The sequence below is a fragment of the Streptomyces lavendofoliae genome (genome assembly GCF_014649735.1).
Taxonomy (GTDB): domain Bacteria; phylum Actinomycetota; class Actinomycetes; order Streptomycetales; family Streptomycetaceae; genus Streptomyces; species Streptomyces lavendofoliae.
Genome location: NZ_BMTP01000007.1, coordinates 275,779 through 287,644 on the forward strand (window position 1 = coordinate 275,779; position 11,866 = coordinate 287,644).

10 protein-coding genes and 1 tRNA gene are annotated in these 11,866 nt (G+C 74.3%); 1 reads left to right on the forward strand and 10 read right to left on the reverse strand.

The features are described from left to right. Positions 1–41 precede the first annotated feature (41 nt). The 7 genes from IE109_RS15920 to IE109_RS15950 form a co-directional block, all read right to left on the reverse strand. Positions 42–701, reverse strand: coding sequence for a DUF8010 domain-containing protein (locus tag IE109_RS15920; protein WP_189551529.1), 660 nt, complete (start codon positions 699–701; stop codon positions 42–44). Further along, positions 698–1,138 carry an acyl-CoA thioesterase gene (locus IE109_RS15925; RefSeq protein ID WP_189551530.1) on the reverse strand — a complete coding sequence of 147 codons (441 nt, stop codon included), beginning with the start codon at positions 1,136–1,138 and terminating at the stop codon, positions 698–700. The genes IE109_RS15920 and IE109_RS15925 overlap by 4 nt, the downstream gene beginning before the upstream one ends. Positions 1,139–1,148: 10 nt before the next feature. Next, complete coding sequence (gene ettA, locus IE109_RS15930; RefSeq protein ID WP_189551531.1) at positions 1,149–2,813, reverse strand: energy-dependent translational throttle protein EttA; 1,665 nt, start codon at positions 2,811–2,813, stop codon at positions 1,149–1,151. A gap of 203 nt (positions 2,814–3,016) precedes the next feature. Next, positions 3,017–4,384: a Cys-Gln thioester bond-forming surface protein gene (locus IE109_RS15935; protein WP_373297715.1), complete on the reverse strand. Its 1,368-nt coding sequence runs from the start codon at positions 4,382–4,384 to the stop codon at positions 3,017–3,019. Positions 4,385–4,697: 313 nt separating this feature from the next. Next, on the reverse strand, positions 4,698–5,162 hold the full coding sequence (locus IE109_RS15940) for a single-stranded DNA-binding protein (protein ID WP_189551533.1): 465 nt from the start codon (positions 5,160–5,162) through the stop codon (positions 4,698–4,700). Between the two features lie 155 nt (positions 5,163–5,317). Further along, positions 5,318–7,135 carry a GTPase gene (locus IE109_RS15945; RefSeq protein ID WP_189551534.1) on the reverse strand — a complete coding sequence of 606 codons (1,818 nt, stop codon included), beginning with the start codon at positions 7,133–7,135 and terminating at the stop codon, positions 5,318–5,320. Beyond that, on the reverse strand, positions 7,132–8,730 hold the full coding sequence (locus IE109_RS15950; protein WP_189551629.1) for a dynamin family protein: 1,599 nt from the start codon (positions 8,728–8,730) through the stop codon (positions 7,132–7,134). The genes IE109_RS15945 and IE109_RS15950 overlap by 4 nt, the downstream gene beginning before the upstream one ends. Before the next feature lie 315 nt (positions 8,731–9,045). Here IE109_RS15950 and IE109_RS15955 point away from each other — a divergent pair. Beyond that, positions 9,046–9,118 (forward strand) — tRNA-Arg (locus tag IE109_RS15955). Positions 9,119–9,458: 340 nt separating this feature from the next. Here the strand turns inward: IE109_RS15955 and IE109_RS15960 are convergent. The 3 genes from IE109_RS15960 to IE109_RS15970 all read right to left on the reverse strand — a co-directional run bounded on the left by IE109_RS15960 (position 9,459) and on the right by IE109_RS15970 (position 11,405). Continuing rightward, positions 9,459–10,103 (reverse strand): class F sortase, encoded by a 645-nt coding sequence (locus IE109_RS15960; protein WP_189551535.1) that lies wholly within the window; start codon positions 10,101–10,103, stop codon positions 9,459–9,461. Positions 10,104–10,108: 5 nt separating this feature from the next. Beyond that, positions 10,109–10,822, reverse strand: a complete 714-nt coding sequence (locus IE109_RS15965) for a DUF4142 domain-containing protein (protein WP_229891095.1) — start codon at positions 10,820–10,822, stop codon at positions 10,109–10,111. A 121-nt stretch (positions 10,823–10,943) separates the two neighbouring features. Next, on the reverse strand, positions 10,944–11,405 hold the full coding sequence (locus IE109_RS15970; RefSeq protein WP_189551536.1) for an anthrone oxygenase family protein: 462 nt from the start codon (positions 11,403–11,405) through the stop codon (positions 10,944–10,946). Positions 11,406–11,866: the final 461 nt, after the last annotated feature.

The window sequence follows — 11,866 nt, forward strand, 5'->3', positions numbered from 1 at the left end:
GGCGCCCCGCTCCCCGGCGTGCGGCCCGCGAGGGGGCGGGGTCAGACGGCGGTGACGGTCAGTCCGGTGCCGAGGCCGGTCCTGCGCACGGCGATCGACCCGTAGGGGCTGCGCAGCCGCAGCCACGACCCGGCGGCGAGCAGGGCGACGGGTGCGTCGTGCGGGGGGAGGAAGCCCAGCGACTGGGCGGCGTGCACGGCGCGCAGCGGAAGCCCGGTCGCGCCGAGGGTCCGGGACCAGATGTCCCGGCCGATCCGGTCGCGCTCCGCTCGGGTGCGCCGCTCGGCGGGCAACGCGCCGTCCCGCTCCCGGAATTCGGCCACGGCGGCGGTGACCGCCGCGCGCAGGCCCGCGGCGTCCGGCAGCCCGGGGACCTCCTGCCAGCCGGCCCGCGGGGGCAGCAGGCCCGCCCACGGGGGGCCGGTGACGGGGGCGGGCACCATGGCCTTGCCCGCCGACTCCTCGATGCCGTCGAGGAGTTGTCCCGCGGAGACGGTGACGTCCAGCGGTGTGTCGTCCAGGAGTGCCGCCGTCCGGATGGCGAGGACCTCGAAGGACGGCGGCCGTCCGAACACGGCCAGGGCGCCGCCACCGGCCTGGAGGCGGACGGCGGCGGCCCGGTCGTAGTGGATCAGCCGGGCCAGGAAGGCGGCCAGACCGGCCGCCTCCCTGGCATCGGCGAAGTGCAGCGGCGGAGTCATGCCGCGGCGGCCTCCCCCGGGGAGCGCATGCCGTCGTCCACGTACTCCTCCAGGAAGGACCGCTCCTCCGCCGTGATGCGGCGGGGGCGCTGGGCCTCCAGGTCGAACGGCACGACGACCGTCGAGGCCCGCACGTACACCTGGTCCGGGTCCTTGATCTCGTACGCGATCGTCAGCGACGCCGCGCCGATCTTCGTGACCCACGACTCGATGGTCACCGGCTCGTGGCGGTGGACCAGCGGTCGCAGGTAGTCGATCTCGTGCCGGGCCACGACGGACCCTCCGGAGAACGACGGCGAACCGTCCCCCGGCGCGAGCCGGAACATGAAGTCGATCCGCGCCTCCTCCAGGTAGCGGAGGAAGACGACGTTGTTGACGTGCCCGAAGGCGTCCATGTCCGACCAGCGCAGGGGGCAGCTGTAGAGGTGACGGGCCACTGTCTCCGCCTCAGCCCCGGGTGAGCTTCTTGTACGTGGCGCGGTGCGGGCGTGCCGCGTCCGGGCCGAGGCGCTCGATCTTGTTCTTCTCGTACGACTCGAAGTTGCCCTCGAACCAGAACCACTTGGAGTCGCCCTCGTAGGCCAGGATGTGCGTGGCCACCCGGTCGAGGAACCAGCGGTCGTGGGAGACGACCACGGCCGCGCCCGGGAACTCCAGCAGCGCGTTCTCCAGCGACGACAGGGTCTCGACGTCGAGGTCGTTGGTCGGCTCGTCGAGGAGCAGCAGGTTGCCGCCCTGCTTGAGGGTCAGCGCCAGGTTCAGGCGGTTGCGCTCACCGCCGGACAGGACACCGGCCGGCTTCTGCTGGTCCGGGCCCTTGAAGCCGAACGCGGACACGTAGGCGCGGGACGGCATCTCGACCTGGCCGACGTTGATGTAGTCCAGCTCGTCGGAGACGACGGCCCACAGCGTCTTCTTGGGGTCGATGTTGGCGCGGCTCTGGTCGACGTAGGAGATCTTGACGGTCTCGCCGACGCGGATCGAGCCGGAGTCCGGCTCCTCCAGTCCCTGGATCATCTTGAACAGCGTGGTCTTGCCGGCGCCGTTGGGGCCGATGACGCCGACGATGCCGTTGCGCGGGAGGCTGAAGCTCAGGTCGTCGATGAGGACCTTGTCGCCGAAGGCCTTGTTGAGATTCTCGACCTCGACGACGACGCTGCCCAGACGCGGGCCCGGCGGGATCTGGATCTCCTCGAAGTCCAGCTTCCGCATCTTGTCGGCCTCGGCGGCCATCTCCTCGTACCGGGCGAGACGGGCCTTGGACTTGGCCTGGCGCCCCTTGGCGTTGGAGCGGACCCACTCCAGCTCTTCCTTGAGCCGCTTCTGGCGCTTGGCGTCCTTCTGGCCCTCGACCTTCAGGCGCGAGGCCTTGTTCTCCAGGTAGGTGGAGTAGTTGCCCTCGTAGGGGTGGGCGCGGCCGCGGTCGAGCTCCAGGATCCACTCGGCGACGTTGTCGAGGAAGTACCGGTCGTGGGTGATGGCGACGACGGTGCCCTCGTACTTGGCGAGGTGCTGCTCCAGCCACTGCACGGACTCGGCGTCCAGGTGGTTGGTGGGCTCGTCGAGCAGCAGCAGGTCGGGGGCCTCCAGCAGCAGCTTGCAGAGCGCGACGCGGCGCTTCTCACCACCGGAGAGGTTGGTGACCGGCCAGTCGCCGGGCGGGCAGCCAAGGGCGTCCATGGCCTGCTCCAGCTGGGCGTCGAGGTCCCACGCGTTGGCGTGGTCCAGCTCCTCCTGGAGCTTGCCCATCTCCTCCATCAGCGCGTCCGTGTAGTTCGTGGCCATCTCCTCGGCGATGGCGTTGAACCGGTCGAGCTTGCCCTTGACCTCGCCCACGCCGTCCTGGACGTTCTCCAGGACCGTCTTGGACTCGTCCAGCGGCGGCTCCTGGAGCAGGATGCCGACGGTGTAGCCGGGCGACAGGAACGCGTCGCCGTTGGACGGCTGCTCCAGGCCGGCCATGATCTTCAGCACGGTCGACTTACCGGCGCCGTTCGGGCCGACCACACCGATCTTCGCACCGGGCAGGAAGCTCAGCGTCACGTCATCGAGGATGACCTTGTCGCCGTGCGCCTTGCGCGTCTTGCGCATCGTGTAGATGTACTCAGCCAAGAGAAACCGTCCGGCAATCCGAGAGTGGGCAGATACACCCCATCTTGCCTGACGTCCACCCCGCGAAGGAAACCAGTAAGGCCCGGGGCCCGCTTCGTGCGCCCGCGTCCGGTGCGCGGTAGCCGCCCGGTCACCCGGGGTCGTCGCGCCGCCGGCGCCCGGCGCTCCCGCCACCCGGTGGCGGGGTGGCGGGAGGGGGTGGGTCAGTCCTCGGCGCCGGGGTCCTTCTTCTTGCGCAGGAGCAGCACGACGACACCGCCGACGACCAGCATCGCCAGCGCGATGCCCGCGATCATGGGGGTGGCGCCGGAGGCTCCGGTCTCGGCGAGGTCCGGCCCGTCGGCCGGGTCGCCCGGGCCGGCCGAGGTGCCGCCGGCGGAGAGCGGGCTGGGCTGGGAGCCCTGCGGGCCGGCCATGGCGACGGCGGTGGAACCGGTGGTCCGGCAGTCGAGGATGCCGCCGAACGTCTTCAGGAAGCCGTCGGGCCCGGTGAGGGTGAACTCGTACGCCTGGTCCTCGCCGACCGGGACGCTCACCGTCCGGGTCCCGCCCGCCTCGACCGTGTACGTCGCGCCCAGCAGCTCGAAGGTGAACGGCGCGTCGCCCTTGTTCGTGGCGGTGACGTCCACGCGGCCCTCGGCGCAGTTCTTCCGGGCCGAGAGCGCCGGAATGGCGCCCGAGGCGGCCCAGGTGGCCGTGGCGGTGGCGGAGACCGTCGACTGGCTGGAGCCGGCCAGGATCTGCGTCTGGCTCTTGGTCACCCCGGCGAAGACCCGGCCGACCGGCACGGACGTGGTGGCCTGCACGGTCAGGGCGGCGGAGCCCGCGGCGGCCCCGGCCGGCACGTCGACGTACAGCCGGCTGCCGTCGGCCGCCGAGGCGACCGGCGTGCCCTTGGCGTCGGTGATCCGGATGCCGCTGGCGGCCGCGTCGGCGGGCGGGGTCACCGTGACGCGGTCGGCGTCCGTGCGCACGGTCACCGGTCCGATGCGGGTGCCGGCCGGACCGGACACGGCGCCGGGCAGCAGGCTGAGGGACGCGCCGGGCTCGGCGATGTTCTCGGCCTCCTTCTCCAGCCAGTCCGCGAGCTTCTCGGCAGCCGGGTCGAGCGCCTGGACCTGGGCGTCGTCCGAGTAGCGCCAGATGGCGACCTGGGTTCCCGCGGCGGCGGTCCCGGCGGTCAGCGGGCCCGTGCCGGCGTTCTTCGCCAGGCCCACCAGGTCGTCGACCCGGGGGTAGGAGTGCTGGAGGATCCACCGGATCCGTCCCGCGTCCCGGTTGCGGCCGAGCGAGGTCTGGTCCCAGGACGTCTCCAGGTACCGGGCCTTCTCCTGGGTGGGGTTGTGGAGGTCCACGCAGTAGGTCTTCAGGGTTCCGCCGCCGTCGACGGTCATCTCGAACAGGCCGGCCGGGATCTCCTGCTTCTCGCCGTCGACGCGGAGGACCGCCTGGTCGAAGGTGGTCAGCCCGTTGAGGGTGGCGGAGGCACCGCCCTGATGCTGAGATGCCTCGTCGGCCGAGGCGGCGGACGCCCCGGCTATGAAGCCTCCGGCGACCAGCCCGGAGGTCACGACCGCGGCGAGGAGGCGGGCGGGACCCCTCCTCCGTCTCCGTACAGCGAACCCAGCAACCCCAGCAAACACAGACTTCCCCTCCGGGCGAGACCTCGGCGCGTGTGGCGCGTGGGGGGAGTGCCTCGCCTGCCGACTCAAGTGCCCCGTGAGTACCCGGGAATCCTAAGGAGGCGACCCAGCACAGTCCCCTGTCATACCGTCAGACAACCATTCCGACTCGGAATCGTTATCGCGAACGCGTGTCCTGCGGCCCGCGCTCGCCGAATCTCCACATCACCGCACCGCACGGTGTCCCGGCCCTGACACACCGTCACGACACCGGCTCCGGCGTGCGCTCGGCGCCGGCGACACTGCCGGCGGTACTCACACCTCCCCCTGCGCCGACGGCGGCCGCTTCCACGGCGTCCGGCCGCTCCGCCCTCGGCCCCCGCCGGAACGCGCAGGTCCCGCGCGACAGATCGTGGCCCACCGACGAGGCGTCGATGTCCACGAACGTCCTGCGCCGGCCGTCCCGGTCCTCTTCCCGCACCCTCAGTCGCCCGTGCACGACCAGCGGGTCCCCCACCGACACCGACGCCGCCAGGTTGGCACCGAGCGCCCGCCACGCGCTCACCGTGTAGAAGCTGGTGGGCCCGTCGACCCAGACCGCCCGCTCGCGGTCCCAGCGCCGCGCGGTCGCGGCGAACCGGAACCTCGCCAAGCCTCCCGCCGCCGTGTCGCGGTAGTCCACGCTCGTCGCCACATTGCCCACCACCGTCACCATCGTGTCGTTCATGACACCCACCCCTCACGGTCGTCCTGCTGACGACGTCCATGCTGGACCGGCTGCCGGAAGCCCGCTCGGCCCTGTGGACGACCACCCGGCTGTGGACAACTCGACCACCCGCAAGGGGGACGCCCGACCGGCCGTACCCCGGTCACCGCCCGGTGTCACCTCCGCCCCCGCCCCGCCTGCCCGGCGAACCCGGCCCCCGGCCCCGCGACCGCGCCGCCCACTCCCCCGGCCCCCACGCCGCCGCCCTCGCCGGGCCCGCGCGCCACATGGGCGTACCGCTCACGTACCTCCCGGTAACGCATCAGCTCCGCCGCGACCGGGTCGAGGACCATGGCCCGGCCGCAGCCGGCCGCGGCCTCCCTGAGCCGGCGTTCCGTCTCCTGCCCGTACCTCCGGGCCGGCCCCCGGGCCGCGGCCGCGCACGCCCACTCCACCAGGGGCCCGCCGACGATGCCCGCCAGCATGATCAGCACCGGCGGGACCAGCCCCGGCTCCAGGACGCCCACGATCTGCCCGACCAGCCACAGCGCGCCGTAGAACTGGAGCAACGTCATCGCGGCCTGGGCCAGTACGGCCGCCGGCCACCAGGCCGGCCGGGGCGGGCGCGCGCCCGCCGGCGGGGCGGCCAGGGACACCGCCAGTTCGTCCAGCGCCTCCGGCAGCCCGCGCGCCCCGCGCACCGCCGCCTCCCGCACCGCCTGCGCCCACGGCCCGGGCAGCCCGCGCGACGCCTCCTCCGCGACCACCCGTACGGCCTGCTCGACGCGCTGACGGGCGGTCAGCTCGTCCTCCTCCACCACGCCGGCCGCCGGCTCGGCGCCCTCCTCCGCGCCCGCCGCGCCGCCCTGGGTGCGCAGCCGCTCGTACCAGCGCCACAGCCGCAGCCACGGCGTCCCGCACGCCCGGCCCGCGTTGCGCCGCCACTCGCGCTCCGCCGCCTCCCCGGCGGCCCGCGCCCCGACGGCGACCGCGAGCCGGGTGCCGAAGTCCTCGCGGGACCGCTCACCCAGCCCGGGGTGGCCGTCCGCGACGTACACCGGGTGCAGCCGCGCCGCCGCCGCGTCCACGTCGGCGGACAACCGCCGTTCGGCGGCGCCGCGGCCCTGCACGAACGCCCCGAGCATCTCGCGCAGTTCCGCCACGCCCTCCCCGGTGAGCGCGGACACCGCGAGGACCGTGGCCCCCGGCTCGCCGTGCTCGCCCAGCGCCATGCCGTCCTCGTCGAGCAGCCTGCGCAGGTCGTCCAGCACCTGGTGGGCGGCGTCGCCGGGCAGCCGGTCGACCTGGTTGAGCACCACGAACGTCACCTCCGCGTGGCCGGCGAGCGGCCGCAGGTACCTCTCGTGCAGCGCGGCGTCCGCGTACTTCTCCGGGTCGACGACCCAGATCACCGCGTCCACCAGGGCCAGCACCCGGTCGACCTGCCTGCGGTGCGCGGTGACCGCCGAGTCGTGGTCGGGCAGGTCGACCAGGACCAGGCCCTGGAGGGCCTCGTCGCCGGCCCCGCCCGCCAGCGGCCGGCGCCGCAGCCGCCCCGGGATGGCGAGCCGGTCCAGCAGGCCGGCGGCGCCCTCGGACCAGGTGCAGGCGATGGGGTTGGCCGTCGTGGGCCTGCGCAGCCCGGTCTCCGAGACCGGCACCCCCGCCAGCGCGTTGATCAGCGCCGACTTGCCGCTGCCGGTGGGTCCCGCGATGGCGACGACGGTGTGCCGCGACGACAGCCGCTGCCGTGCGGCGGCCTCCTCCAGCACCCGCCCCGCCTCGGCGAGGGTGTCGCCGTCCAGGCGGGTCCTGGACAGGCCCACCAGCTCCCGCAGGGCGTCCAGCCGGGTCCGCAGCGTCCCGGCGTACGCCTCGCCGATCGGCAGGTACGGCTCGTCCGGCGGGGGCCCTCCGTCGGCGGCCTGCTCCTGCGCACGGCGGGCGATCAGCCCGTCGTCCCAGCGTTCGTCAACGGCGCTCACCGCCGTCACCTCTCCTTCTGCAGTCGGGACAGCGCGGCGATGAGCTCGGCCTGTGGCTCGGGGGTCACGTCGAGGGCCCGCAGCGGCTGGAGCCGCCGGGCCCGCTCCTCGGTCAGTACGCGGTCGATGTACGTGGTCACCAGCTCGCCGCCCCGGTCGCGCAGCCGCAGGGCCCCCTGCGCCCCGAGCAGTTCGGCGAGCCGCTCGCCCGCGCCCCGGGCCCTGCGCCCGCCGAGCAGCGCGGCCGCCAGCAGCGCGGCAACCGTCTCGGGGTCCGGGGCGGCGGCCCGGTCCATGCGCCGTACCTCGTCCTCGGCCAGCTCCTCCAGGACGCGCCGCCAGCGCCGTACGGCCATCCCGATCCGCTCGCCGGTCTCGCGGTCGGGCCCGGGCTGGGCCCCGGCGTCGTCCTCCAGGACGCGCGCGGCCGGTTCACGGCGCCAGGCTTCCCGTACGTGGTCGTCGGCGGCGGCGACGGCGCACTGGAGCAGGGCGGTGAGGGACTCGGCCAGGGAGTCGAGCAGTTCGGTGGCCGAGCAGTCGCGGGGGTAGCCGCGCCAGCGGGTGCGGGCGTCCCCGGCGAGGACGGCGCCGCGCCGCAGTTCGCGGCGCACCCGTTCGCCCTCCTGCTCGTAGGCCGTCTGCACGGCGCCGGTGAGGCGTACGGCGGCGGCGTACTGCGCGGCGACGGCCCCGGCCAGCTCCGGCATCCGCACCTTCAGCGAGTCGATCACCCCGCCGGCCGTGCGCCCCACGGTCTGCTGCCGGGCGGCGGGGTCCTGGGCGCGCTGCGCGAGCCAGGCCCGTAGCGGGGCGACGGCGGTGTCGGGCAGCAGCCCGACACCGCCGCCCGCCGATTCGGGCAGCTCGGGGATGGTGAACCGCGGCACGTCCCCCAGCCCGGCGCGCACGAGGAGCGCCTCGTACTGCCGGGACACCTCGTTGATCACCTGGTGCGGCACCCGGTCGAGGACGGTGACGAGCGTGGCGTCGTACTCCTTGGCGGTGCGCAGCAGGTGCCAGGGCACGGCGTCGGCGTACCGGGAGGCGGTGGTCACCATCACCCAGACGTCGGCGGCGCAGATCAGTTCGGCGGCGAGCTCCCGGCTCCGTACGACGAGCGAGTCGACGTCGGGGGCGTCCAGCAGCGCGAGGCCGCGCGGGACGGTGTCGGCGGTCTCGACCCGCAGGGCCCGCTCGTCGCCGCCGTCCTCCCCTTCGGCCTCCCCGCCCTGGGGCGCGCGGACGCGGGTGAGTTGCGGCAGCACCCGTACGCCGGCGAACCAGTGGTGGTCGTCCGGGTGGCAGACCAGGACGGGGGTGCGCGTGGTGGGCCTGAGCACCCCGGCCTCGCTGACCCGGCGCCCCACCAGGGAGTTGACCAGCGTCGACTTGCCCGCCCCGGTGGACCCGCCGATGACGGCGAGCAGCGGGGCTTCGGGCTCCCTGAGGCGGGGCACCAGATAGTCGTCCAGTTGCGCGAGCAGCTCGGCACGTGTCTGCCGCGCCCGTGGCGCACCCGGAAGGGGCAGTGGAAGACGCACGGCGGCGACACGGTCGCGCAGGGCGGAGAGTGCGTCGATGAGCTGAGGCCGTACGTCCAAGGTCACCACATGCGAAGAATGCCCAATTTCATGACCTTTTTGAAGCGTATGGCGCTCTCTGCGCGCCGATCAGACACATGGGACAGACGGGACGAGTGGGACGCAGGCATAACGAGTAGACAACACCCGGGGCGCAAGACGCGAAAAGCGCTGCGGGAATCGCACCTGCCTGCGATTATCGGTCTGCTTCACTGAACCTCCACATCGTGCCACGCAGGTGAAGCGACCGGGTCAAGGCGATCGGAGCCCTATCCTTGTCCCCGGCAAGGTCACGGAACCACCCAGCAGGGGCTCCAGGCCACACGGCCACCACCGGCCCCCGTAGCTCAGTGGATAGAGCAGGCGCCTTCTAAGCGCTTGGCCGCAGGTTCGAGTCCTGCCGGGGGCGCATCTCTCCGCCCTCCCCTTGGGGAGGGCTTTTCGCTGGTCGGTCCAGGGTCGGCACCCAGAAGTCCCGGAGGTCCTCGACGACGAAGTCGGCGAGCTGCCCGTCCGTCAACGGCGGCAGGATCTCGGCCGGTGGCCGGCCGTGCGGGACGAGTCCGAACTCGCGCAGCCCACGCCGCGTCACCGGAGTGACGGGACGGTGCGTCAGCTCCCTGTGTCCCGCGACGCCTTCACCGACCCGCTGACGGAACCGGCCCCGGCCGCCTGACGCCCGGCCGGGCGCCCACCGGCGCCCGGCGCGGCAGGCGCGGCAGGCGGGGGCGGGCAGCGGCGGGCGGGCGTCAGCCGACCGGTTCCCCGTACAGGACCAGGTTGTCCGCGTAGGCGTGCGCGTCGGGGTCGAAGTCGCCGGCGCAGGTGACCAGGGCCAGACGCGGGGTGCCGCCGGAGGTGAACAGGCCGCTGGGCAGGGCGCTCTTGGGGTGGGTGCGGCGGGCCACGATGCGGTAGGTGTGACGGGTGCCGTCGGCCGCCGTGACCTGCGCGCGCGTGCCCATGGGTACGTCGTGGAGGGCTTCCAGGGGGCCCGCGCCCTCGTCGGCCGAGTCGAGGTGGCCGGCCAGCAGGACGGTGCCGTGCGCGGCGCCGGGCGGTGCGCCGAGGGCCCACCAGCCCAGGCGGTCGGGCGACTTCGGTACGGCCATGGCGCCGTCCGGGTCGGCGGTGACCGGGTCGACCGGTGTGCTGCGCAGATGCCCGGGGATCGTGAGGGACACGGGCGGGGAGTGCGCCGCCGCCCTCGCCGCGCCGGAGGTGGCGGCCGGCGTGGCGGCGGCCGGCCCCGGCAGGGTCCCCACGTCGGGTGCCCGCCCCGGGACCGGGAAGAACGGGAAGAGGTACGCCACGACGGCCGTGGCGACGGCCGCGAGCCCGGTCCGGACCAGTACGCGGTCCGGACCGGGCCCATGACGCGGTGACGCGCCCATCGGTGTCAGCGGCTGTCGTTGCGGCGCATGCGGGAGGCGGCCCAGAAGGCGCCCCCGGCCACCAGGACACCGCCGACCGCCACGGCGGGCACGGCGAGGGCCACCGGCACGCCGGCGGCCATGGACGTCGCGGCGACCTGGCCGCCGTTGCCGGCGTGGATGGCCTTCGGCGCGGCGGCGGCGTGGCACTCCCCGCCGCGCACCATGTCCAGGTGCATGGCGACGACCGGGCGGGCGGCCTTGGCGGCGGCGGTCACCTCGGCGTTCTTGCCGTGGGTGATCTGGTTGTCGATCCGGGCCAGGGTCTGCTCGTGGGCGGCGGCCTGGGCGTGGAGCCACGCCGTGTCGTAGGCCTTCGAGCCCGCCTTGGACATGACGTCCGCGAGCATGTCCTGCTGCTCCTTGGAGGGCGCGGCGGGCAGGTCGACGCCCTGCTTGTCCGCGAGGGCCCGGGTGTCCGCGTCGAGCTTGGTGTGGTCGCGGACGAGCACCTTGCCCACGTGCTTCACGCAGGAGGTGGTCGCGTTCTTCTGGGCGTCCTTGCCCGCCGCGATCTCCGTCAGGTTGCCCTGGTGGGAGGCGCGCAGGAACGCCGCGTCGGTGGGGAGGGACGTGGTGGCGCCGTCGGCGGGCGCCGAGGCGAGGGCGGGACCGGCGGCTATGCCGGTCAGGGCCAGGCAGGCGAAGGCCGTGGCGGCCCAGCGGTGGGTGCGGGTCACGTTTGGTCGTCCGTTTCTCGTCGGTCGGTACGCGAACCCCCACGCATGGGGGTCATGTGACCATCCGGACACGCCGGGGCGCCGCGCGCCACTTCCCGTACTGCAAACGGCTCACGCCAGGTCAGGTGAGCGAAGCGGTGACGAGCAGGGCGAAGGACGCCGTGATCAGCGTCGTGCGGAGCAGGCGGAAGGCGTTCCAGCGGGACTCGAACGCCTTCCTCACCGCGCCGGGCTCACCGTCCCGCGAGGCGGCGAGCGCGTTGTTGAGCGGGATGTTCCCGGCGACCGTGACCAGGTGGTTCAGCGCCGCGCACACCAGACCGGCGAGTATCAGCCACCGTCGGCCGCCGGACGCGGCCGTGGCGGGCAGGGCGAGCGCCAGGGCGGGGAAGAGCACCGCGCCCGCGAAGACGGTGAGGAACACCGCGCGGGGCACGTACTCGTTGACGCGCCGCATGACCGTCACGAACTCCTCGTCCGTCAGCCGGGCCAGCGCGGGCATGACGCCGGTCAGGAAGATCAGCATGAATCCCGCGTACAGGCCGGTGGAGAGGACCGCGAGGGCGAGCAGCAGCGTCGGCATACGGCCATGATGGCAGGTACACGACCAGGCAACCCCGGCTGCGGGCGGCCCGTGGAGGCGCCCGTGGAGGCGCCCGCGGACGGCGGGCGAACGGTGCGCGGCCGGTGTGCGGCCGATGTGCGGAGCGGCCGGGGGTCGGCCGGTGCGCGGACGGTGCGCGGACGGTGCGCGGACGGTGTGCGGACGGTGTGCGGAGCGGCCGGTGCGCGGCCGGTGCGCGGAGCGGCCGGTGGTCGGCCGGTGGTCGGCCGGTGGCCCGTGAACGGCCGGTGCGCGGTGACCGGCGGACGGCCCGCGGGCGGTGGGGGGTGGGTGGCGGGCGGACGTGGGGCGCGCGGGCGGTCACGTCCGGGACGCGCACGGATCGCGCGCGGCTCCCGCACGGATCGCGCGGCTCGCGGCGGGGCACGGGCGCGGGCCGGCGGGGGTGCCGGGGAGCCGGGAGCGGTGCGGCGGACCGG

Coding starts and splice junctions, on each gene's coding strand:
- IE109_RS15920 (WP_189551529.1), bottom strand. CDS start 701: ATGACTCCGCCGCTGCACTTCGCCGATGCCAGGGAGGCGGCCGGTCTG.
- IE109_RS15940 (WP_189551533.1), bottom strand. CDS start 5,162: ATGAACGACACGATGGTGACGGTGGTGGGCAATGTGGCGACGAGCGTG.
- IE109_RS15960 (WP_189551535.1), bottom strand. CDS start 10,103: ATGGGCGCGTCACCGCGTCATGGGCCCGGTCCGGACCGCGTACTGGTC.
- IE109_RS15970 (WP_189551536.1), bottom strand. CDS start 11,405: ATGCCGACGCTGCTGCTCGCCCTCGCGGTCCTCTCCACCGGCCTGTAC.